This window comes from Demequina sediminis (assembly GCF_039545075.1).
In the GTDB taxonomy this organism is placed as follows: Bacteria; Actinomycetota; Actinomycetes; order Actinomycetales; family Demequinaceae; genus Demequina; species Demequina sediminis.
In genome coordinates this window covers 1-21,541 of sequence record NZ_BAABRR010000001.1, presented here as the reverse complement: position 1 = coordinate 21,541, position 21,541 = coordinate 1, and the positions used below count along the sequence as shown (strand labels likewise).

Here is a 21,541-nt window from a genome sequence, read left to right as displayed (position 1 = left end):
GGTCAGGGGGATGACGTCGGTGTGACTAGTCGCGGGCAGCGTAGACGCCAGCCATGCACACGGAGTACGCCATGTAGTCCGGCGTCAGCGGACGCAGGTCCGGCAGGGCGAAGGTGGTGATGCCGTCGCCTCCGTAGCGCGTGCCGTACAGGCTGAACAGCGCCGTGAACTGCTGGATCGGAAGAAACTGACCGTTCGCGGGGAGGCGATTGTCCACGGTGCTCGCGGTCAGCAGGATCTCACCGAGCATGCAGTCCGCCCCACGACCGGACGCGACCTCTCCCGTCCGGTACCCCAGCCACTCGACCGTTCCTGCGGACCCCTGCGGACCTGCGGGACCCTGCGGACCCGTCGCGCCGATGGGGTCCGCCGGGCCGACGGGGCCCTGGATGCCATGCAAGCCCTGGAACCCGTCGGCGCCGGCCGGACCGATGCAGGCCGAGACCATCAAGGTGGACGCGAGGGCCACGGGAAGGGTGTAAGCGCGAAGACGCACGTCGGCGTGTCGATTTCCTCCTGACCGAGCGCGGCCGCGGCTCAGCGACCCTCGCGGTTGACCGCGGAGATGATCGCCTTGAGAGTCGCGGTGGTGATCGATGCGTCGATCCCCACGCCCCACAGGATCTGGTCGCCGATCTGGCACTCGACGTACGCGGCGGCGATCGCATCGCCGCCACCGCTCATCGCGTGCTCGTGATAGTCGAGCACCTCGACGCGCACTCCCCTGGTGCCGAGCGCGGCCACGAACGCGGCGACCGGGCCGTTGCCGGAGCCCTCCACCGTGACGCTCGTACCGGAGTCGGTGATGTCGGCGGCCAGCGTGTCGGGTCCGGCATCGGACGATGTCGCGCGCGTCCCGACGAGCGCGAAGCGGCCCCACGCGCGCGCGGGGTCAGGCGACGGCAGGTACTCGTCCTCGAAGATGCGCCAGAGGTGCTCCGCCGTCATCTCGGCGCCCGTGGCATCGGCCTCTCGCTGGACCACGCGCGAGAACTCGATCTGCAGCCTGCGGGGAAGGTCGAGATGACGCTCCGTCTTGAGCAGGTACGCGACTCCGCCCTTGCCGGACTGCGAGTTGACCCGGATGACCGCCTCGTACGAGCGCCCCACGTCGCGCGGATCGATCGGCAGGTACGGCACGGCCCACACGAGGTCGTCGACGCTCACGCCCTGGCGCTCGGCCTTCGCCTCCATGGCCTCGAGGCCCTTCTTGATCGCGTCCTGATGCGATCCCGAAAATGCGGTGAAGACCAGGTCGCCGCCCCAAGGGTGGCGTGGGTGGACGTCGATCTGGTTGCAGTACTCGACCGTGCGGCGGATCTCGTCGATGTCAGAGAAGTCGATTTCGGGGTCGATTCCCTGGCTGAAAAGGTTCATCCCCAGCGTCACCAGGTCGACGTTGCCGGTGCGCTCGCCGTTGCCGAACAGGCACCCCTCGATGCGGTCCGCGCCGGCCATGTAGCCCAGCTCGGCGGCCGCGATCGCGGTGCCGCGGTCGTTGTGCGGGTGCAGGCTCAGCACCACGGAGTCGCGATAGTCGAGGTTCCTGCTCATCCACTCGATCGAATCGGCGTACACGTTGGGGGTCGCCATCTCGACGGTCGCGGGCAGGTTGATGATCACCTTGCGGTCCGGCGTGGGCTTCCATACGTCGAGCACCGCGTTGCACACGCGCAGCGCGTACGCGAGCTCGGTGCCCGTGTAGGACTCGGGGCTGTACTCGTAGAACACCCTCGTGTCCGGGATGGTCTCCTCGAACTTCTGGCAGAGCATGGCGCCGTGGGTCGCGATGTCGAGGATCTCGTCCTCATTGGCGCGGAACACCACCTCGCGCTGGAGGATCGACGTCGAGTTGTAGAGGTGCACGATCGCCTGCTTGGCCCCCCGCAGCGACTCATACGTGCGCTCGATCAGGTGCTCACGGGCCTGGGTGAGCACCTGGATGGTGACGTCCTCGGGGATGCGGTCCTCCTCGATGAGGGCGCGCACGAAGTCGAAGTCGGTCTGGCTTGCGCTGGGGAAACCGACCTCGATCTCCTTGTAGCCCATGCGGACCAGGAGCTCGAAGAGGCGCATCTTGCGCTCGGCGTTCATGGGCTCGATGAGCGCCTGGTTGCCGTCGCGCAGGTCCACCGCGCACCACCGCGGTGCCTTCTCGATGCGGGCGCTAGGCCAGGTGCGGTCCGGCAGATCGACCTCGATCTGCTCGTGGAACGGAACGTACTTGCGGATGGGCATCGCGGAGCGACGCTGGTCGCCGCCGGTGTAGTGGCTCATGGGGATTCCTTGCTGCGTGGCTGTGGTCTATGGCTGGGGGCCGGCACACCAACCTCCGCGACGAGGGACCGGCCTGGCCTAGGCCTCGTCGCGGCACGTAAGCAGCGAGGGTGCACGCATGCGACCACCATAGCCGACGCCCCGCGCCGCGCGGCAAACTGGACTTCCCGACCGCCGCGGTGCCCCGCACGACCACGGCGACCACGGCATCGTCCGGGATCAGCACCTCCTGTGACGCGGGCGACTCGTGGATTCGCCCGCGTTTCGGGCTGCGCACGCCGCATTCGCGGGCGCAACCGGAATTCGCCCGCGTTTCGGGCCCCCGAACTCAGCACCCGCATCCGGCGAGCGGCTAGAACCCCAGCCGACCCAGCTGCTTGGGGTCGCGCTGCCAGTCCTTGGCGACCTTGACGTGCAGGTCGAGGAACACCTTGCGCCCCAGCAGCCGCTCGATGCCGGCTCGCGACGTCGCTCCGACCTCCTTGAGCCGCGACCCGCCCTTGCCGATGATGATGCCCTTCTGCGAGTCCCGCTCCACGAAGACGTGGGCGCGGATCTCGAGCACCTCGCGGTGGGCATCCTCGGAGTCGGGTTCGACCATCTCCTCGATCACCACGGCGAGCGAGTGAGGAAGCTCGTCCCGCACGCCCTCGAGCGCCGCCTCGCGGATGAGCTCCGCGATCCGCATCTCCTCGGGCTCGTCGGTCAGCTCGCCGTCCGGGTAGAGGGCGGGCCCCTCGGGCAGGTACCCGACGATCAGGTCGAGCAGCGTGTCGATCTGGATGTCCTTGATCGAGCTCACGGGCACGATCTCGGCCCACTCCCCCAGCTGCTGGACGTCCATGAGGTGCTGCGCGACGCGCTCCCGCGCGACCTTGTCCACCTTGGTGACGATCGCGATGACGGGTGCCCGCGCGGCGGACAGCTCGCGCGCGATCCACTGGTCGCCAGGTCCCACCTTCTCGTCGGCGGGCAGGCAGAAGCCGATCACGTCGACCTCGGCGAGGGTCTCGCGCACGAGGTCGTTGAGGCGCTCGCCCAACAGCGTGCGGGGACGATGCAGTCCCGGGGTATCGACGACCACCACCTGGGAATCGTCCCTGGTAATGATGCCACGAATCGCGCGCCGGGTGGTCTGAGGGCGCGAGGACATGATGGCGACCTTCTCGCCCACCAGGGCGTTCATCAGGGTCGACTTGCCCGCATTGGGCCGGCCCACAAAGGCCACAAAGCCCGATCGGAACTCACTCATGGTCATCGTCCTTCCGTCCGCGCCTGCGTGGCGCGGTCACATTCTCGTCGGCGGCGGGCTCGGGCTCGACGCGGGTCACCACCACCGACACGAGCCGCCGGCGGCGGCCCTCGGCACGCTCGGCCAGCAGGTCGAGCCCATGCACGCTCGCGCGCGACCCGGGGATGGGCACCTTGCCCAAGGCCTTCGCGAGCAGTCCCGCGACGGTCTCCACGTCCTCGTCGTCGATCTCGACGTCGAAGAGTTCGGCGAGCTCGTCGAGAGAGCACCGCGCGGGCACACGATAGCGCCCGTCCCCCAGGTCCTCGACCTCGGGCGCGAGCCGATCGTGCTCGTCGACCATCTCGCCCACGATCTCCTCGAGCGCATCCTCGATGGTGACCAGTCCTGCGACGCCGCCGTACTCGTCCACGACCACCGCCATGTGGAAGACCTCGTCCTGCATGCGGCGCAGGAGGTCATCGGCCGGCACCGACTCGGGCACGAAGACCGGCTCGCGCATGAGCGCGTCGATCGGTTCGTCGAGTCGCTCGGGGTGGTCCCACGTCGCGCGCACCACGTCCTTGAGATAGAGCACGCCCACGGTGTCGTCGACCCCGTCGCCGATGACCGGCACGCGCGAGAAACCCGACCTCATGAACAGCAGCATCGCCTTGCGCGCGGGAGTGCCGGCGTCGATCGTGATCATGTCCGTGCGCGGCACCATCACCTCGCGCGTGAGCGTGTCGCCGAGCCCCACGACGGAGCGCAGCAGCTCCGCATCCTCCTCCTCGAGGGCATCACCGGCCTGCTCGACGAGGTCCTCCGGCTCGGACAGCTCGCGCATCTGCAGCGCGGGCACCACGGCGCGGATGGGGGTCGTGAGGCGCACGATCGCCCAGCCCACCGGCGCGAGCGCGCGGATGGCCGCCTCCGGATGGCTGCGGGCGACGCCGCGAGGCCAGGCACGCACCACGATGACCGAGAGGAACGCGGCCACGCCCGCCGCGAGCGCGAGCGTCGCCCAGCCGTCCCACCCGAGCACGTCGCCCAACTCGAGGGCGAGCACGGTCCATGCGACCAGCGCGAGAGACTCGAGCATCGCGTAGCCGACCGAGGCGGCGTTGTCGGCATGATCCGGAAGCACCGCGAGCCGCGCGGCACGCGTGGGTCTGCCGTCGGGGCGGACCAGGGCCGCGATGCGGCGCTCGTCGGCGTAGGGGATCTGCTCAAACGCGGCGACGATCGCGTGCAACACCGCGGCTCCCGCGAGCCCCGCGACCGCGACGGCCACGAGCAGCGAGACCGCGGACGAGCTCATCGGCGCGCGAGGAAGGTGAGCAAGAGATGGCGCTGCAGCGCGAACATCTCCTTCTCCTCCTCGGGCTCGACGTGGTCGTAGCCCAAGAGGTGAAGGATCCCGTGCGTGGTGAGGAGCAGCATCTCCTCCTCGGCGCTGTGGCCGGCCGCCGCCGCCTGCCGCGCCGCAACGCTCGGGCACACCACGATATCGCCGAGCAGGCCGGGAGGCGTGGGGTTGTCGGGCGTGCCGGGGCGCAGCTCGTCCATCGGGAAGCTCAGCACGTCCGTGGGGCCGGGCTCGTCCATCCACTGCACGTGCAGCTGTGTCATCGCCTCCTCGTCCACGAAGAGGATCGCGAGCTCGGCGCCGTCGGCGACGTGCATCTGTCCCAGGACGTAGCGGGCGAGCTCCGCGAACTCGACCTCGTCGACCTCGGCATCGGTCTCGTTGTTGACGTCGATCATGGACGCTCCTCCCGGTCGAACCGGCGGCGCTGGCCGGTGGGGCGCGGCGTCTGCGCCCTGTTCTCGTCGCTCTCGGCGTAGGCGGTGATGATGTCGCTCACGAGTCGGTGACGCACCACGTCCTGCGCGCCCAGGTGGCAGAACGCGATGTCCTCGACCCCGCTGAGGATCTCGGCGGCCGACCTCAGCCCGGACTGCGTCCCGCCCGGCAGGTCCACCTGCGTGACGTCGCCCGTGACCACCATCGTGGTCCCGAAGCCGAGACGCGTGAGGAACATCTTCATCTGCTCGCGCGTGGTGTTCTGAGCCTCGTCGAGGATCACGAACGCGTCGTTGAGCGTGCGCCCACGCATGTACGCGAGGGGCGCGACCTCGATGGTGCCCGCCTCCATGAGCTTGGGGATCGACTCGGGGTCGACCATGTCGTGCAGCGCGTCGTACAGCGGCCGCAGGTACGGGTCGATCTTCTCGCTGAGCGAGCCGGGCAGGAAGCCGAGCCGCTCGCCCGCCTCGACCGCGGGACGCGTGAGGACGATGCGGTTGACCCGCTTGCCCTGCAGCGCGGCCACGGCCTGGGCCATCGCGAGGTAGGTCTTGCCGGTTCCGGCGGGGCCGATGCCGAAGGTCACCGTGTGCGTCTCGATCGCGTGAACGTACGATGCCTGGCCCTGGGTCTTGGGCCGGATCGTGCGTCCGCGCGTGGACAGGATCGAGCGGCTGAGGACGCCGGCGGGACGCTCCTCGGGCGCACCCTGCGCCTCGGCGGTCGGGGTCGATCGCAGCATGCGCACGGACTCGCGCGCCACGTCCGGGGTCAGCGGCACGCCGGCCCCCAGCACGTCACGCAGCTCCTCGACGGCGGTCGCGGCCGCGTCGACGTCGGACTCCTCGCCGGTCAGCGTGATGCGATTGCCCCTCACGAGGATGTCGACCGCGGGGAACGCGCGCTCGACCTCGCGCAGCACGCCGTCGCCCGAGCCCAGCAGCTCGGGCATGCTCGCGGCGTCGTCGATCACCACCACCCGCGTGACGCTCACGCGTTCCACCCCAGGGTGCCGCCGTTCATGACGTGACCGTGGACGTGAAACACCGTCTGGCCCGCCGAGGGGCCGGTGTTGAAGATCCACCTGAACTCGCCCCCGCATTCGGCGTCGGCGACCTGCTGCGCGACGATCGCCATCTCCGCGAGCACCTCGGGGATCTCGCGCGCCGCGGCGGCGACGTTGGGCACGTGATGCTTGGGCGCCACCAGCACGTGAACCGGTGCCTGGGGGGAGATGTCGCGGAACGCGACCACAGTGTCGGTCTCGGCGACGCGCTCCGACGGGATGTCGCCCGCGATGATGGCGCAGAAGATGCAGTCCGTGGTGCTCATCCCCCTAGCGTAGTGACCGCCCAGTGGCCACGAAGCGCCGCGAGAGCGGCGAGAGCCGCGGGTCCCGCCGACGAGGCCCGCAGCACGTGCGGGCCCAGCACCACGGCGGTCGCACCCGCGGCGGCGAGCGCCTCGAGCTCGGAGTCCGCGATTCCGCCCTCAGGCCCCACGATCACCCAGGTGGGCTGCTCGCGATCCTCCCAGTCGAGCGCGGCGAGTCCCAGCCGCGCGGACTCGTGGAGCACCAGCACGCGTGTCCCCGCGGCCGCCGCGTCGGCGACCGCCGCCGCGAGGGCGCGCGTGGTCATCACGCCGGAGACCTCGGGCACCACGGCGCGCCTGCTCTGCTTGGCCGCCGCAAGCGCGAGCGCCTGCCAGGCTGCGCGCCCCTTGTCGGCCTTGGGGCCGCGCCACTGGACGATTGCGCGGTCCGAGGCCCACGGGATCACCCCGGTGACGCCCAACTCGACGGCCGCCTCGACGGCCTGCTCGTCCCTGCCGCCCTTGGCGAGCGCCTGGACGAGCGTCACGCGGGGATCGCTCTCGCGTGTCACGCGCGCGACCAAGATCTCGAACCAGCGGTCGCCCGTCGCGGTGATCGCGCCGCTCGCGCGCACGCCCGCGCCATCGACGATGTCGACCGCCTCGCCCACGCGGCGGCGCTGGACCGTCACGGCGTGGCGCGCCTCATCCCCCTCGACGCGCAGCGTGTCGCCCGCGGTCGCGGTCGCCGCGCCCGGATCGACAAAGACGGGTGCGGTCACCGCTCCCGGCCCATGAAGGCGTCCCTGAGGCGCGAGAACACGCCGCCACCGATGGGCGCGAGCCTGGCCTCGGGGATCTCCTCGCCGCGCAGTGCGGCGAGCTGACGCAGCAGGTCGGCCTGCTCGTCCGTGAGATCGGTCGGAGTGACGATGTCGAGGTGGACGTGGAGGTCGCCGCGTCCGGCCCGCTGCAGCCGGCCCACGCCGAGGCCCTTGAGACGCACCGTCGAGCCGGAGTGGGTGCCGGGACGGACGTCGACCTCCTGCGGCCCGTCGAACGTCTCGACCGTCATCACGGTCCCGAGCGCCGCGGCGGTCATCGGCACCTCGAGCGTGCAGTGAAGGTCGTCCCCCCTGCGCTCGAAGGCCTGGTGCGCGCGCTGGCGAATCTCGATGTAGAGGTCGCCCTTCTGTCCGCCCGCGACGCCGGCGTCACCCACGCCCGACATGCGGATGCGCGTGCCGGTCTCGACACCCGCCGGGATGTCGACGCTCACGGTGTGACGCGAGTGCGTGCGTCCCTGGCCGGCGCAGTCGGTGCACGGCGACTCGATCGTCGAGCCGTAGCCGCCACACGTGGGGCAGGGCGCGGTGGTCATCACCTGTCCGAGCAGCGAACGCGCGACGCGCTGGACCGATCCCGAGCCGTTGCACTGGCGGCACGTGGTGGGAGAGGTGCCCGGTGCGCAGCACGATCCGTGACACGTCCCGCACACGTCGGCAAGGTCCACCTGGATCTCGCGGGTGACGCCGAATACGGCCTCCTCGAGCGTGACCTCGGTCTGCACGAGCGTGTCGCCGCCGCGCTGAGTGCGCGACGCGGGACCGCGCTGCGCGGAGCCGAAGGGACCGGCACCGCCGCCGAAGAACGTCTCGAAGATGTCCTCGAAGCCGAACCCCTGCGCGCCTCCCGCGGAGCCCGACGCCGCACGCGGGTCGACGCCGCGGTCGTACTGCGCACGCTTGTCCGCGTTTCCCAGCACCTCGTAGGCGGCGGCGACCTCCTTGAAGCGCTCCTCGCCCTCGGCCCCCGCCACATCGGGGTGCAGTTCGCGGGCGAGCTTGCGGTACGCCTTCTTGATCTCGGACTCGGTCGCGTTGCGCTGGACACCCAGCACGCCGTAGTAATCCTTCACCTAAAGCTCCACCACTCTCGAAAGGTAACGGGCGACGGCGCGCACGGCGGCCATCGTCCCCGGGTAGTCCATGCGCGTGGGCCCGAGCGCGCCCACCAGGGAGGACGCGTCCCTGCCATACGCCGCGGCCACGATCGACGTGCGGGACAGCGCCTCGTGGTGCGTCTCCGCGCCGATCCGAACCGAGACATCGTCTCCGCCTGCGGCCATCTCATGCAACAGCCGCAACAGCACCACTTGTTCCTCGAGCGCGTCGAGCACGGGCGCGATCGTGTCGGCCTCGAGTCCCGACCCGGCGCGCGCCAGGTTCGACGTGCCGGCGAAGACCACGCGCTCGACCGTTCCGCCGCGCGCGGCGGTGACCACGATGCTCGCGACCGCGGCCGCCCACGGCACCTGGCCGGGAGAGCCGGCCCAGGCCTCCAGCGCCTTCTCGAGGGCCGCGCCGGTGCGGCCCTGCGCTGCCTCGTTGATGTCGCGCACCGCGCGTTCGAAGGCCTCGTCGGGGGTGGCCTCGCCCAGCGGAATGGTCTGCTGGTCCACACGCGCGTCCGCGGAGACCACCACGACGAGGGCGTGCTCGGCTCCCAGGCGCACCAGCTCGACGCGCCGCACCGCGGACTCGCGCAGCGACGGGTACTGCACCACCGCGACCTGTCGCGTGAGCTGGCTCAGCAGGCGCACGGAACGCTCGACGACATCGTTGAGATCGACGGCGTCCGAGAGGAACGTGCCGATCGCGCGCTTGTGCGCCTCGGGCAGCGCGGACGCCGCAAGGTGGTCGACGAAGAGGCGATAGCCCTTGTCCGTGGGGATGCGCCCGGCCGAGGTGTGGGGCTGCGCGATGAAGCCCTCCTCCTCGAGGATCGCCATGTCATTGCGAATGGTCGCGGAGGACACCCCGAGCGCGCGGGTCTCGGCGAGTGCCTTGGACCCGACCGGCTCGTGGGTCGCGACGTAGCCCTCGACGATCGCACGGAGCACGGCGTGACGGCGTTCCTCGCTCACGTTTTCTCCTCGCCTGGGGATCGGATTGGCACTGGCACTCGGACTCGTTGAGTGCTAATCCTAGCGCGGCTCGCCCGCGCCCCCTCGAGGGCTGCGGGGGTCCCGCCGCGCGGTGATCACGCACTGTTCGCCCGTATCCCGTGACGTACCGGGGATGTCTCGGTAGCATCGGCCCGTCGGGCATGCACGCCCACCGCCGGTGGCAGCCGGCGACCAATCGAAGGAGACGTGACCGATATGACCGAGTACCCGCCGCCCCCGCCGCAGTCGCCCCAGCCGCCCTACGCGCCGCAGCCGATGAGCCAGAGCGATGAGCGCCTCTGGGCCACGCTCGCGCACGCGGGCGTGATCCTGTTCGGCTTCATCCCGCCGCTGATCATCTGGCTGGTCTTCCGCGAGCGCAGCGCGTTCGTCAACGACCAGGCCAAGGAGGCCCTCAACTGGTCGATCCTCATGGCGATCGCGTCCTTCGTCGGCGCGATCACCACGATCGCCATCATCGGCTTCGTGATCCTGCCGCTCGTGGGCATCGCCGTCCTGGTGTTCGGCATCCTCGCGGCGATCGCCGCCAACAAGGGTGAGCAGTACCGCTACCCCTTCAACTGGCGCATCATCAAGTAGGGGTCTCACCCCGACGAACATCAGGGCCCCGCTCCGCCTCCTGGCGGATGCGGGGCCCTGCCGCGTTCTGGGAGCCTGGGGGCATGAACGACACGACCGACACCGCCTCGCCCCAGCCGGAACCGCAGCCGCAGCCGCAGGCCCAGCCGGCTCAGCCCGCGGGCGCACCGCCCGCCTACGTCGCCCCCGCTCCCATGCTCGAGCGCGACGCCAGGACCATCGCCATGCTGGTCCACATCCTCGCCGCCGTCGCGATCGTGCTGTCCGCAGGCACGCTCGCGTTCGTGGTCCCGCTCGTGATGTGGCTCATCTACCGTGAGCGCAGCGCACTCATCGACTTCCACGGCAAGATGAACCTCAACCTGCAGCTCACCGTGCTCGTGGTGATGGTGGGCGGAGTGGTCCTCGGGCTCGTGACGTTCCTGTTCGGATTCCTACTCACCGGGCCCGCGATGCTGGCCTACGGCATCTACGCGCTCGTGGTGTCGATCATCGCGGGGGTGCGCGCCAACAACGGCGAGTACTACCGCATCCCGCTGGTGATCCCCTTCATCAAGTAGCGCTGACACGCGACGAGCCCCTCGTGCCCTCCGCGGCGCGGGGGGCTCGTCGCGTTGTCGGGACGGCTACGGGGAGAGCGTCGACGCGCGCAGCAACGCGTCCTCGACCACGGCGACGAACGTGCCCACTCCCGAGGGCCGCGGGTGGATGCCGTCGCTGCCCACGACGCCGGGGTCTCGATTCACCGCGACCTGCCAGTCGGCGATGACCACGGACGGGTGTCGCTCGGCCGCGCGGCGCAGCGCCTCCTGGGCCCCGCGCATCCACGGCCGGTCGCCGTAGGGGGTGACGAGCACGAGCGGCCGGTCACCCGCCGCGGCCACGAGCCTCTCGACGTCCTCGTCCCGCACCGCGCCATTGGTGCCCAGCGCCACGACCACGTAGTCGCGCAGGTCGCCCGCGCGCGCGAGTCGCTCGACGCGGTCGACGCCGGCACCGAACTGCTTGCCGACCTCGGCCTCGACCGCGATCCCCGGCATCGCCTCGACCAGCTCCGGGGCGGAGCCCAGCGTCACCGAGTCGCCGATCATCACGATGTCCCTGCCGTCCGGCACGGCGGGCTCGCGCACCTCCACCGCGGGCGCGGCGGTGGGCAGCATCGACGGCACCGCGGACGGCACCGCGGCGATGACGGGCGCCTGAGGCGCCGCGTCCGGGAGTGACGATGCCGACGGCGACGACTCCTGCGGCCCAGCCGCCGTCCCCCCTGCCGCCGCGAACGCGCCGGAGTCGAGCTGTCGCTCGAGCGAGGTCTGCTCGGGTGCGGAGGCGACGGCCGAGCCCGCGAGAGCGAGCACCGCGGCGACGGCTCCGCCAAAGGCGGCGGCGCGGCGACGCCTGGTGACCCGCACGGCCTCGGGGTCCTCCGCCACCGGGTACAGCCACTCAAGCAGCGCGCGCAGGGACGCGCGGAAGCCCGCCCGTCTGACGGGCATCTCCAGCCATCGATACGAGGCCGCGGCGGCGCCCACGGTCACCGCCACCACCAGCACCGCGGTCACACCGGAGGCCTCACGCACCCGGCCGCCGTCGAGCATCGTCACCATGATCACCAGCACGGGCCAGTGCCACAGGTAGATCCCGTACGAGCGCTCGCCGATCCACCTCAGCGGGGCGACGTCCGCGCGGCGTCCCACCGCGGGCGCATGGAGCATGGCGTTGATGATCGCGACCGTCGCGAGCGACGCGATCACGAGACCGCCCCGGTAGGTCGCGGGAGACTGCCACGGCAGCCACAGGGCGAGCACGGCGAGGACGGCCGCGCCGGTCACGCCCGCGGCGAGGGCACCGCGCGCCCCCACCGACCGATGCCCCCGAGAGGACGCGGAGGCGGCCCCGTCGCGCCCGGACCACCAGAACGCGAGCCCGGCGCCCGCCATCAGCCCGAACGCGTGCGTGTCGGTTCCGACGTAGACGCGCGTGGGATCCGCGTCGGCGACAAAGAGCAGCGCCATCGCGCCCGCAGATGCCAGCGCAAGCGCCGCGGCACCTGCGGTCGCCCTGATGCGCGACGCGCCCGCCGCGAGCGCGCCGGCGACGACCAGCGGCCACAGCACGTAGAACTGCTCCTCGACGGCGAGAGACCAGAGGTTACCCAGCAGCGCGGGTGCCCCGGCCGTCGCGTAGCTCTGGCCGACCGCGACGCTCAGCCAGTTGCTCGTAAACGTCGCGGCGGCAGTCATCTGAGCGCCCACCCCCACGAGCAGGTCGCTCCAGGGGGCACCGCCCGCATCGTCGCCGCCCGTCGGCGCGACCGCCTGGGCCGCCGCGACCGCGGCAACGCTCACGGTCACCACGACCGCGAGCGCGGGCACGAGCCTGCGCGCGCGATGGATCCAGAATCGCCTCAGCGAGATGCGTCCGGAGGCGGTTCGCTCGCGCACCAGGATCGTCGTGATGAGGAAGCCGGATAGCACGAAGAACACGTCGACGCCGATGAACCCGCCCGGCAGCGCCGACGGCCACACGTGGTGCGCCACCACGAGCACGACCGCGAGCGCGCGCAACGCATCGAGACCCGCGATGCGTCCCCGTGGGACCGCGCGGGTCTCGGCCGTGCGCGGGCTGACCCGCGCGAGTTCCTGAGTGCTGATGTGCGTTCCGGTGACCCCTGCGGTCCCGCTCCTTCGTGTCCAGGATAGGCGGCACAGAAGGGGTGTTTCCGACGCGCCGCGAAGTCCCACGTCCGCCCGGCGCGTCGCTCCTCTCGCGCGGTTAGAACGCGAGCGCGCGGACCGCGAGATCCGCGAGCAAGCGCCCGCGGCGGGTCAGCCGGAGCGTGCCGCGCACCGCGGCGCCGCCGTCGAGCACGCCGTCGGCGATGAGTCGCGCGATCGCCTCCGCACGCCCCTCGACCAGGGCCGCGGGAATCCCCTCCGAGAGCCGCAGGCGCAGCATCACCTGCTCGAGCCGCAGGTCCTCGTCGGCGAGCGGCTCCGTCTCGGCAGCGGGGCTCTCCCCCGCCGCGAGCCGCGCCGCATATGCGCGCGGATGCTTGACGTTCCACCAGCGGCTTGCTCCCGCCGCGATCCCGTCCCCCTGGACGCGCGGACCCAGATAGGAGTGCGCGCCCGGCCCGATGCCCCACCAGTCCTGGCTCCGCCAGTAGGCGAGGTTATGCCGGCAGCGGTCCGCGGGCTCGCGGGCCCAGTTCGAGACCTCGTACCAGTCGTAGCCCGCCGCGCTCAGCATCGTGTCGGCCAGCTCGTACATGTCGGCCTGAACGTCGGGATCGGTCGGGGCCACCTCGCCGCGACGCAGCTGCGCACCCATGCGGGTGCCCGGCTCGATCACGAGCGCATAGGCGCTCACGTGGTCGGGCTCGAGCTCGAGCACGGCCTCGAGGCTCGCGCGCCAGTCGGACAGGGACTCGCCAGGGGTGCCGTAGATGAGGTCGAGGCTCACCTTGAGGCCCGCCTCGCGCGCGGCGGCGACCGCGCGCGCCACGTTGGCCGGACGGTGGGTCCGCTCGAGCGTGGCGAGCACGTGTGGCACGGCCGACTGCATGCCCAGGCTCACGCGCGTGAAGCCCGCGCGCGCCAGCGCGTGCAGCGACTCGGGCGTGACGGAATCGGGGTTGGCCTCGGTGGTGACCTCGGCATCCGCGCTCAGCCCCCACGTGCCGCGCACGCCCTCGAGTAGCGCGACGAGCGCGGCCGAGTCGAGCATCGTGGGCGTGCCGCCGCCGAAGAACACGGTGCGCGCGGGACGACCGTCGCCGCGCATCGTCTCCCGCGCGAGCGCCATCTCCGCGAGCGCCGCCGTCACGTAGCCCTCGCGCGTCGCGCCCTCGACCTCGCCCGGCGCATACGTGTTGAAGTCGCAGTAGCCGCACCGGACCGCGCAGAAGGGAACGTGGATGTAGACGCCGAAGTCCCTCGCCCCTGAGGCGCTGCTCATACGCTCATCATGGCTGGTGAGGAGGTGATCCGTCGCGCGGGACGGAGGCACACTACTTCTTCTTGCCCTTGTCCGAGCCGTCGTCGGACGTCGACAGGGCGGCGATGAACGCCTCGGGCGGCACCTCGACGGAGCCGATGTTCTTCATGCGCTTCTTTCCGGCCTTCTGCTTCTCGAGCAGCTTGCGCTTGCGCGAGATGTCGCCGCCGTAGCACTTCGCGAGGACGTCCTTGCGGATCGCGCGGATGGTCTCGCGCGCGATCACACGGGAGCCAATTGCCGCCTGCACGGGGACCTCGAACTGCTGGCGGTCGATGAGGTTCTTGAGCTTGCCCACCATCGACAGGCCGTACGCGTATGCGGCGTCCTTGTGCACCACCGCGCTGAACGCGTCGACGGTCTCACCCTGAAGCAGGATGTCGACCTTGACGAGGTCGGCGACCTGGTCGCCAGCGGGCTCGTAGTCGAGCGACCCGTACCCGCGGGTGCGGGACTTGAGCTGATCGAAGAAGTCGAATACGACCTCGGCGAGGGGCAGCGTGTAGTGCATCTCGACGCGCGTCTCGCTCAGGTAATTCATCGTGCCCATCGTGCCGCGACGCTCCTGGCACAGTTCCATGACCGTGCCGATGAACTCGCTCGGCACCAGGATCGATGCCTTCACCACGGGCTCGCGCACCTCGCGAATCTTGCCGCCGGGGTATTCCGAGGGGTTGGTGACGGTAATGACCTTGCCGTCCTCCATCGTGACCTCGTAGACCACGTTGGGCGCGGTCGAGATGAGGTCGAGCCCGAACTCGCGCTCGAGGCGGTCGCGCACGATCTCGAGGTGGAGCAGGCCCAGGTAGCCGCAGCGGAAGCCGAAGCCCAGGGCGACGGAGCTCTCGGGCTCGTAGACGAGCGAGGCGTCGTTGAGCTGGAGCTTGTCGAGCGCGTCGCGCAGGATCGGAAAGTCCGAGCCGTCGAGCGGGAACAGGCCCGAGTAGACCATCGGCCTGGGGTCGCGGTAGCCGCCGAGCGACTCCTGCGCGCGACGCGACGCAAGCGTCACGGTGTCGCCCACCTTGGACTGGCGCACGTCCTTCACGCCCGTGATGAGGTAGCCCACCTCGCCCACGCCGAGGCCCTTCGTGGGGACCGGCTCGGGGCTGATGACGCCGATCTCGAGGAGGTCGTGCGTCGCGAGCGTCGACATCATGGCGATCTTCTCGCGCGGCTTGAGGCCGCCGTCCACCACGCGCACGTAGGTCACCACGCCGCGATACGTGTCGTACACGGAGTCGAAGATCATGGCGCGGGTGGGGGCCGATGCGTCGCCCACCGGGGCGGGGATGTCGCGCACGACGCGATCGAGGAGTTCGGGAACGCCCGCGCCGGTCTTGCCCGAGACGCGCAGCACGTCGTCGACCTCACAGCCGATGAGCTGCGCGAGCTCCGCCGCGTAGCGGTCGGGGTCCGCGGACGGCAGGTCGATCTTGTTGAGCACCGGAATGATCGTGAGGTCGTTCTCCAACGCGAGGTACAGGTTCGCGAGAGTCTGCGCCTCGATGCCCTGCGCCGCGTCCACCAGCAGGATCGCTCCCTCGCAGGCCGCGAGCGAGCGCGAGACCTCGTACGTGAAGTCCACGTGGCCGGGCGTGTCGATCATGTTGAGCGCATGGGGCTGGCCGTCGACCGTCCAGGGCATGCGCACCGCCTGCGACTTGATGGTGATGCCGCGCTCTCGCTCGATGTCCATGCGGTCGAGGTACTGCGCACGCGCCGCCCTCTCCGACACGACTCCGGTGATGCCCAGCATGCGGTCCGCGAGGGTCGACTTGCCGTGGTCGATGTGCGCGATGATGCAGAAGTTGCGAATCAGCGCGGGCTGCGTCGAGGCAGGCTCGATGCGGGGATCTCCAGACACGGTGATGACGGTTCCTCGGTTCGGACGGCAGGGTGCGCGCCATTCTCCCACGAAGTCGAGGGGTGCCGCCGCTGCGCTCGGTCCTCATGCACGGCCCCCGATTGCCGATACAGAGGGCAGACCGGGTGAGTGATGCGCCCGGCTGACACCCTCGAGGGGACGACCATGGCGCAGTCCGACCTGTTCCGCCCCGCGTTCGACGGATCACCCATCGGGATGATCGTCATGGACGCGGAGGGCGCGATGCTCGACGCCAACCGCGCTTTCGCACGCATCGTGGGACGCACCACCGCGGGACTGCGCACCTTCCGCCTGCGCGACCTCACGCACCCCGACGACGTCGCGCGGGACGAGGAGCTGCGCGGACAGCTCGACACGGGCGAGCTGCCCTACTTCCAGGCCCAAACGCGCCTCATCCACCGCAACGGCGATACCGTCTGGACGCGTCTCACGGTCTCCCTCGCCCCCGCCGAGGCCGCACCGGCGCGCTACCTCGCCCACGTCGAGGACGTCACCGAGATCCGCCGCGCCAAGGACCTGCTCGAGCGGCGCGCCCTCTACGACCACCTCACCGGCCTACCCAACCGGACTCTGCTTCTCGAGCGCCTTGAAGCGGCGCTCGAGTCGCGCCGGGCCGACGCACACACCGTCGCATGCATCTTCCTCGACGTCGATCACTTCAAGCTCGTCAACGACTCCCTCGGCCATGAGGCCGGCGACACGCTGCTCCAAGCGATCGCGAGCCGCGTGCGCGGCGCGGTCCGGCCGGGCGACACCGTGGCACGGCTGGGCGGCGACGAGTTCGTGGTGATCCTCGAGTCGGTCGCGACGCAGGCCGCCGCGGAGGCCTTCCTCACGGTCATCGCGGCGGACGTTCAGGTGCCGTTCGCCGTGGGCGGTCACGAGGTGGTGCCCACGGTCAGCGCCGGCCTGGCCCTCGCGGAGCCAGGCATCACCGCGGAGAGCCTGTTGCGCAACGCCGACACCGCGATGTACACCGCGAAGCAGCGCGGCAGGGCCCGCGTCGAGGTGTTCTCCACCGAGCTGCGCTCGCACGCGCTGTCCAAGCTGTCGATCGAGTCGGAGCTAAGGACGGCGATCCGCGAGGGCGAACTGGTGGTGCACTACCAGCCGATCGTCCGTCTCGACACGAACGAGGCCGTCGCGTACGAGGCGCTGGTGCGCTGGCAGCACCCGAGTCGCGGCCTCCTGCTTCCGGAGGAGTTCATCGAGGTGTGCGAAGAGGCAAACCTCGTGGTTCCGCTGGGCGCGTTCGTCATCAACGAGGCGTGCGAGCTCATCGCCGCACACCCCGAGTTCACGGGCCGCATCTTCGTCAACGTGTCGACCCGGCAGATCGGCTCGGCCGACCTCACCAGGGTGGTGACCCACGCACTCGAGTCCACGGGCATCGACCCCGGCCGCCTCGGGCTCGAGATCACGGAGTCGGGGATGCTCATCGCGACGCAGGCCGCGCGAGCGGACCTGGACGGCCTCAGCCAGTTGGGCGTCGAGCTCATCATCGACGACTTCGGCACGGGGTACTCGGCGCTCAGTTCCGTGCTCCTCAACCCCGTCTCGGGACTCAAGCTCGCGCGCGAGTTCACGCTGCGCCTGGGCGACCGGTCCACGGGCGACCGCATCTCGACCACGGTCGCGGCCCTGACGCGCAGCCTGGGAATGTCGGGCGTCATCGAGGGCGTCGAGTCGGAGGCCCAGCGCGACATCGCGAGGGAGCACGGCTGGGCGCTGGGCCAGGGCTTCCTCTTCGGCCACGCGATACCCGTCACCGAGCTCCCGTTCGCGGCGCATCGTCCCTGCCCGCAGTCCGCTGATGACCGGAGCGGACCGCTAGCCTCGGCCTGATGAGCCCCTGGTCCCTCGTTCGCAGGATCGTCCACGCGGTCCGCACGACCCCGTCGCCGCGCGCCCGTGCGCGGGCCACCGCTCCCGCCCCTGGCCGTTCCCGAGCATCCGCCCCCGCCGGGTATCCGGGCGACTTCACGGGCCGCCCCCGGGTGACCTACTCGCCCACGCACGGCGGCACGCCCGATCCGGGCGAGGTGGTGTGGACCTGGGTGCCGTTCGAGGAGGACCACCGCCAGGGCAAGGACAGACCCGTGCTCCTCATCGGCAAGGACGGGCGCTGGCTGCTGGGGCTGATGCTGACGAGCAAGGACCACGACCTCGACGCCGCCGACGAGGCGCGCCACGGCCGCTTCTGGCTGGACATCGGCGCCGGACCGTGGGACTCTCGGGGGCGGCCCAGCGAGGTGCGCCTCGACCGAATCGTGAGAATCGACCCCGCAGCAGTGCGCCGCGAGGGAGCGATCCTCGACCGTGCGACGTTTGACACGGTGGCGCAGTCGCTCAAGAAGCACCATCGCTGATATGATGTTCGTTCGTGTGTGAGCGCGCCTGCTCGCGCCGCACCCAGAACTTTTTCACCTGATCGCTTAAAGGAACGCTGTGGCAAACATCAAGTCGAAGATCAAGCGCATCGGCACCAACGAGAAGTCGCGCCTGCGCAACGTCGCCGTGAAGTCCGAGCTCAAGACCCACGTCCGCAAGGTGCGCGAGGCCATCGCCGCCGGCGACAAGCCCGCGGCGCAGACCGCGCTGTCGTCCGCGTCGGTCAAGCTCGACAAGGCCGTCTCCAAGGGCGTCATCCACAAGAACCAGGCCGCGAACCGCAAGTCGGCCCTCGCCAAGCAGGTCGCCGCTCTCTAGCGCAACCGTCACGAACGCCCCGTCTCGCCCACGCGATTCGGGGCGTTCGTTCGTCTTCGCTCTCGACTGTGACCTTCTCCCGCCCTCCCCGCCTGTGGCATCCGCCGCACCTGCGCCGCAATGGCGCGCGCGTCCATGTGGCGCGGCAGGGCATCTTCACGCACACGGGCGAGATCGCGGGACACGAGCTGGTGTACCGCACCGCGGGTCATCACGGCCTCGCCATCGACCAATGGCCGGCCCGCCTGCAGGATCGCGCCACCGAGCACGTCATCGCGGCCGCCTTCTGGCGTGAGCCCGACATCACGGCGCCTCACCCCGCGTTCATCAACGTCACGCGCTCGTTCCTCTTGCGCCACCCCGGCACGCTGCACTGCGATCCGCCGCGCGTGGTCCTGGAGATTGTCGAGTCGGCATTCGTGGACGATGCCCTGGTCGAGCGCGTGATCGAGCTGCGGGAGGCCGGCTTCCGGGTCGCGATCGACGACTTCGTGGGCTCGGCCTCGCAGCGCCGCCTGCTCTGCATCGCGGACTTCGTCAAGGTGGACTTCAGGGACCTGGTGCGCCTGGGGCCCGCGCTCGCGGATGCCGCACGCGTCGACCACGCGGCGTTGATCGCCGAGCGGATCGAGGACCCCGAGACGCTCGAGGCGTGCGTCGACCTGGGCTTCGACCTGTTCCAGGGCTTCCTGTTCGAGCGGCCCGAGGTTCACGAGCGTGGTGACCACGATCCCGAGGAGCGGCGCGACGCGGACCTCGCGGACGCCGAGGTCTAGGACCGGTTCGACGGCCTACGCGGCGAGCTCGGCCACGGTGCGCACCGCGCGCTCGAGCGCGAATCCGGGTGCCCTCGAGGCCCCCTTAATCTCGGAGTCGGCGCGCGCGACCGCCTGCACCGCTGCGGCCAGGGAGTCGGCATCCCACTTGCGCAGGTCCCTCCGCGCACGCTCCTCCTGCCAGGGCTGAATCCCCAGCGACCGCAGGTCCATCCCGCGCCCGCGCGCCCCGCCCACCTTGATGAGGGTGCGCAGCTTCGAGGCGAGCGCCGCGATGAGCGGGACGGGATCGGTTCCGGTCGACAGCGCGTGACGCACGAGCGCAATGGCCTCGCCCGTGCGGCCCGCGATCGCGGCATCCGCGACCGCGAAGCCCGTCGCGTTGACGCGCGTGCCGTAGTACCGCGTCACCGCAGCCTCATCGATGGTGCCGTCGACGTCACTGATGAGCTGCGCGCACGCGGCCGCGAGTTCGGCGACGTCCTCGCCGATCGCGTCGACGAGCGCGCGGACGGCCCGCGCCGGGGCCGATCGGCCCGCCCGGTCGAGCTCCGCGGCCGCGAAGTCGACGAGCTCGGCATCGCGCTTGATCGCGGGGCACGTGTACTCGGGGGTGCCCGCCTTGCGCAGCGTGTCGAGGAGGCGCTTGCCGCGCGTCCCGCCCGCGTGGAGGAGCACGACCACGCAGTCGGGATCGGGACGCTCCGCGTACGCGAGCGCGTCCTGCAGGAAGTCGTCGTTCATCGCCTCGAGCGCCTCGACCACGACCAGTCCGGGATCGGCAAAGAGCGAGGGGCTGGTGGCCGCGGTGAGGGCGCCGCGCGCATACGCGCTCGCATCGAGCCTGCTGATCTCGATGTCCCCGCTCCCCCGGACTGCCGCGCCGACGCGTTCCACGGCGCGCGACGCCAAGAGCCGTTCGGGGCCCGAGATCAGCACGAGCGGCGCGGGTGCGGCACGATGCCACGTCGCCGGAGGTGCCTGTCGCGCTGCCACGGCACCTAGCCTGCCATGGCCGACCGACACGGACGGACCAGCGTCACGGCGCCATCGGCGGCGCCGAGCAGCACGTCCCCGCACAGGTCCGTGCGCAGCACCACGGCTCCCCCCTCGCCGTAGAGGTCGAGAGCCTCGGGAGCCGGGTGCCCGTAGTCGTTGTCCGCGCCCACGGTCGCGATCGCCACCGGCGCCGCCAGGGCGCTCACGAGACCCGCGTCCTGTGCAGCGGACCCGTGATGCGCGATCTTGACGATGTCGACGCCAGCCGGGAGGGGGCCGCGCGAGAGCCGCTGCTGGCCGGCGACCTCGAGATCGCCGAGGAGCATCAGCGACACCCCCGCGGCCTCGACGTGGAGGATGGTCGACGACTCGTTGACCTCGGTGCCGTCCCGAGATCGCGGCGCGGGACCCGTCTGCATCACCGTGATCTGGATGCCGCCGAGCGTGACGGCCTCGCCCTCGACGGGTAGCCTCGCGTCTGCGGTCGCGCGCGCCGCCCCGCTCGTCGTGGCCGCGGAGGCCGCGTGCGGCAGCCAGACCGCGCGGATCGCGGCGGCATCGGCCACCTCGTCGAGACCGCCGGTGTGGTCGGCGTGCTCATGGGTGAGCACCAGCAGGTCGATGCGCGTGACGCCGAGTCGCTCGAGGCACGCGGCGGCCGCGGGACCGCGCGGACCGGCATCGACCATGAGCACCGCCCCCGCGGCGCGCACCACGAGCGCGTCTCCCTGCCCCACGTCGCAGGCAGCGACCGTCCAGCCCCGTGGTGCGCCGCCCCACCCCGGCGGCAGCCACGTGGCGGGTGCGAAAGCGATCGCGGTGACGGCGAGAGCCATGGCGGTGGGGGGGGGGGGGGGGGGGGGGGGGGGGGGGGGGGGGCCCCCCCCCCCCCCCCCCGGGGCACAGCCACACCGGCCCCGACAGGGGTCATCGATCGCCGGTGGCGGCCACATATCGTGGACCGTTCCCCGGCCCGAACCCACCTAGGAGA

21 protein-coding genes are annotated in these 21,541 nt (G+C 71.0%); 6 read left to right on the top strand and 15 right to left on the bottom strand.

The window, feature by feature from the left end:
- Positions 1-25 precede the first annotated feature (25 nt).
- The 10 genes from ABEA62_RS00105 to hrcA all read right to left on the bottom strand — a co-directional run bounded on the left by ABEA62_RS00105 (position 26) and on the right by hrcA (position 9,558).
- Positions 26-469 carry a phage tail protein gene (locus tag ABEA62_RS00105; protein ID WP_286215651.1) on the bottom strand — a complete coding sequence of 148 codons (444 nt, stop codon included), beginning with the start codon at positions 467-469 and terminating at the stop codon, positions 26-28.
- A 68-nt stretch (positions 470-537) separates the two neighbouring features.
- Complete coding sequence (gene leuA, locus ABEA62_RS00100) at positions 538-2,277, bottom strand: 2-isopropylmalate synthase (protein WP_345377892.1); 1,740 nt, start codon at positions 2,275-2,277, stop codon at positions 538-540.
- Between the two features lie 352 nt (positions 2,278-2,629).
- Positions 2,630-3,529 carry a GTPase Era gene (era, locus tag ABEA62_RS00095; RefSeq protein WP_286215650.1) on the bottom strand — a complete coding sequence of 300 codons (900 nt, stop codon included), beginning with the start codon at positions 3,527-3,529 and terminating at the stop codon, positions 2,630-2,632.
- Positions 3,522-4,829, bottom strand: coding sequence for a hemolysin family protein (locus ABEA62_RS00090; protein ID WP_286215649.1), 1,308 nt, complete (start codon positions 4,827-4,829; stop codon positions 3,522-3,524). Before ABEA62_RS00090 ends, era begins: the two co-directional genes overlap by 8 nt.
- On the bottom strand, positions 4,826-5,275 hold the full coding sequence (gene ybeY, locus ABEA62_RS00085) for an rRNA maturation RNase YbeY (protein ID WP_286215647.1): 450 nt from the start codon (positions 5,273-5,275) through the stop codon (positions 4,826-4,828). The genes ABEA62_RS00090 and ybeY overlap by 4 nt, the downstream gene beginning before the upstream one ends.
- Positions 5,272-6,270, bottom strand: coding sequence for a PhoH family protein (locus ABEA62_RS00080; RefSeq protein WP_286216641.1), 999 nt, complete (start codon positions 6,268-6,270; stop codon positions 5,272-5,274). The genes ybeY and ABEA62_RS00080 overlap by 4 nt, the downstream gene beginning before the upstream one ends.
- Before the next feature lie 38 nt (positions 6,271-6,308).
- Complete coding sequence (locus ABEA62_RS00075) at positions 6,309-6,650, bottom strand: histidine triad nucleotide-binding protein (RefSeq protein ID WP_286215646.1); 342 nt, start codon at positions 6,648-6,650, stop codon at positions 6,309-6,311.
- Positions 6,647-7,414, bottom strand: coding sequence for a 16S rRNA (uracil(1498)-N(3))-methyltransferase (locus ABEA62_RS00070; protein ID WP_286215644.1), 768 nt, complete (start codon positions 7,412-7,414; stop codon positions 6,647-6,649). Before ABEA62_RS00070 ends, ABEA62_RS00075 begins: the two co-directional genes overlap by 4 nt.
- Positions 7,411-8,550, bottom strand: coding sequence for a molecular chaperone DnaJ (dnaJ, locus tag ABEA62_RS00065; RefSeq protein WP_345377887.1), 1,140 nt, complete (start codon positions 8,548-8,550; stop codon positions 7,411-7,413). The genes ABEA62_RS00070 and dnaJ overlap by 4 nt, the downstream gene beginning before the upstream one ends.
- Positions 8,551-9,558 carry a heat-inducible transcriptional repressor HrcA gene (gene hrcA, locus ABEA62_RS00060; RefSeq protein ID WP_286215642.1) on the bottom strand — a complete coding sequence of 336 codons (1,008 nt, stop codon included), beginning with the start codon at positions 9,556-9,558 and terminating at the stop codon, positions 8,551-8,553.
- Between the two features lie 237 nt (positions 9,559-9,795).
- Here hrcA and ABEA62_RS00055 point away from each other — a divergent pair, with 237 nt between their 5' ends.
- Both ABEA62_RS00055 and ABEA62_RS00050 read left to right on the top strand, forming a co-directional pair.
- Positions 9,796-10,179, top strand: coding sequence for a DUF4870 domain-containing protein (locus ABEA62_RS00055; RefSeq protein ID WP_286216640.1), 384 nt, complete (start codon positions 9,796-9,798; stop codon positions 10,177-10,179).
- Positions 10,180-10,262: 83 nt separating this feature from the next.
- Positions 10,263-10,739 (top strand): DUF4870 domain-containing protein, encoded by a 477-nt coding sequence (locus ABEA62_RS00050; protein ID WP_286215641.1) that lies wholly within the window; start codon positions 10,263-10,265, stop codon positions 10,737-10,739.
- Between the two features lie 66 nt (positions 10,740-10,805).
- On the opposite strand, the gene ABEA62_RS00045 is transcribed toward ABEA62_RS00050, so the two are convergent.
- The 3 genes from ABEA62_RS00045 to lepA form a co-directional block, all read right to left on the bottom strand.
- Positions 10,806-12,764, bottom strand: coding sequence for an acyltransferase family protein (locus ABEA62_RS00045; protein WP_425557943.1), 1,959 nt, complete (start codon positions 12,762-12,764; stop codon positions 10,806-10,808).
- A 190-nt stretch (positions 12,765-12,954) separates the two neighbouring features.
- A complete protein-coding gene (hemW, locus tag ABEA62_RS00040) occupies positions 12,955-14,139 on the bottom strand; it encodes a radical SAM family heme chaperone HemW (protein WP_286215638.1) in 1,185 nt (394 codons plus the stop codon).
- A 52-nt stretch (positions 14,140-14,191) separates the two neighbouring features.
- A complete protein-coding gene (gene lepA / locus ABEA62_RS00035; protein ID WP_345377879.1) occupies positions 14,192-16,045 on the bottom strand; it encodes a translation elongation factor 4 in 1,854 nt (617 codons plus the stop codon).
- A 165-nt stretch (positions 16,046-16,210) separates the two neighbouring features.
- Here lepA and ABEA62_RS00030 point away from each other — a divergent pair, with 165 nt between their 5' ends.
- From ABEA62_RS00030 to ABEA62_RS00015, 4 genes are all read left to right on the top strand, one after another.
- Positions 16,211-17,911, top strand: coding sequence for a putative bifunctional diguanylate cyclase/phosphodiesterase (locus ABEA62_RS00030; protein ID WP_286215635.1), 1,701 nt, complete (start codon positions 16,211-16,213; stop codon positions 17,909-17,911).
- Entirely contained in the window at positions 17,911-18,435 is a 525-nt protein-coding gene (locus ABEA62_RS00025; RefSeq protein ID WP_286215634.1) for a type II toxin-antitoxin system PemK/MazF family toxin, read from the top strand. Before ABEA62_RS00030 ends, ABEA62_RS00025 begins: the two co-directional genes overlap by 1 nt.
- Before the next feature lie 79 nt (positions 18,436-18,514).
- Entirely contained in the window at positions 18,515-18,775 is a 261-nt protein-coding gene (gene rpsT, locus ABEA62_RS00020) for a 30S ribosomal protein S20 (RefSeq protein ID WP_286215633.1), read from the top strand.
- A 68-nt stretch (positions 18,776-18,843) separates the two neighbouring features.
- The gene (locus ABEA62_RS00015; protein ID WP_286215632.1) at positions 18,844-19,551 is read left to right on the top strand and encodes an EAL and HDOD domain-containing protein; all 708 of its coding nucleotides are present in this window, start codon (positions 18,844-18,846) and stop codon (positions 19,549-19,551) included.
- Between the two features lie 15 nt (positions 19,552-19,566).
- Here the strand turns inward: ABEA62_RS00015 and holA are convergent, their stop codons facing one another.
- Complete coding sequence (holA, locus tag ABEA62_RS00010) at positions 19,567-20,547, bottom strand: DNA polymerase III subunit delta (protein WP_345377870.1); 981 nt, start codon at positions 20,545-20,547, stop codon at positions 19,567-19,569.
- Between the two features lie 5 nt (positions 20,548-20,552).
- Positions 20,553-21,386, bottom strand: coding sequence for a ComEC/Rec2 family competence protein (locus tag ABEA62_RS00005; RefSeq protein ID WP_345377868.1), 834 nt, complete (start codon positions 21,384-21,386; stop codon positions 20,553-20,555).
- Between the last annotated feature and the right edge of the window lie 155 nt (positions 21,387-21,541).

Bases quoted from the DNA above. Each gene is read 5' to 3' on its own strand.
- leuA (WP_345377892.1), bottom strand. From the start codon at position 2,277: ATGAGCCACTACACCGGCGGCGACCAGCGTCGCTCCGCGATGCCCATC.
- era (WP_286215650.1), bottom strand. From the start codon at position 3,529: ATGAGTGAGTTCCGATCGGGCTTTGTGGCCTTTGTGGGCCGGCCCAAT.
- ABEA62_RS00090 (WP_286215649.1), bottom strand. From the start codon at position 4,829: ATGAGCTCGTCCGCGGTCTCGCTGCTCGTGGCCGTCGCGGTCGCGGGG.
- ybeY (WP_286215647.1), bottom strand. From the start codon at position 5,275: ATGATCGACGTCAACAACGAGACCGATGCCGAGGTCGACGAGGTCGAG.
- ABEA62_RS00080 (WP_286216641.1), bottom strand. From the start codon at position 6,270: ATGCCCGAGCTGCTGGGCTCGGGCGACGGCGTGCTGCGCGAGGTCGAG.
- ABEA62_RS00075 (WP_286215646.1), bottom strand. From the start codon at position 6,650: ATGAGCACCACGGACTGCATCTTCTGCGCCATCATCGCGGGCGACATC.
- ABEA62_RS00055 (WP_286216640.1), top strand. From the start codon at position 9,796: ATGACCGAGTACCCGCCGCCCCCGCCGCAGTCGCCCCAGCCGCCCTAC.
- ABEA62_RS00050 (WP_286215641.1), top strand. From the start codon at position 10,263: ATGAACGACACGACCGACACCGCCTCGCCCCAGCCGGAACCGCAGCCG.
- hemW (WP_286215638.1), bottom strand. From the start codon at position 14,139: ATGAGCAGCGCCTCAGGGGCGAGGGACTTCGGCGTCTACATCCACGTT.
- ABEA62_RS00030 (WP_286215635.1), top strand. From the start codon at position 16,211: ATGGCGCAGTCCGACCTGTTCCGCCCCGCGTTCGACGGATCACCCATC.
- ABEA62_RS00025 (WP_286215634.1), top strand. From the start codon at position 17,911: ATGAGCCCCTGGTCCCTCGTTCGCAGGATCGTCCACGCGGTCCGCACG.
- ABEA62_RS00005 (WP_345377868.1), bottom strand. From the start codon at position 21,386: ATGGCTCTCGCCGTCACCGCGATCGCTTTCGCACCCGCCACGTGGCTG.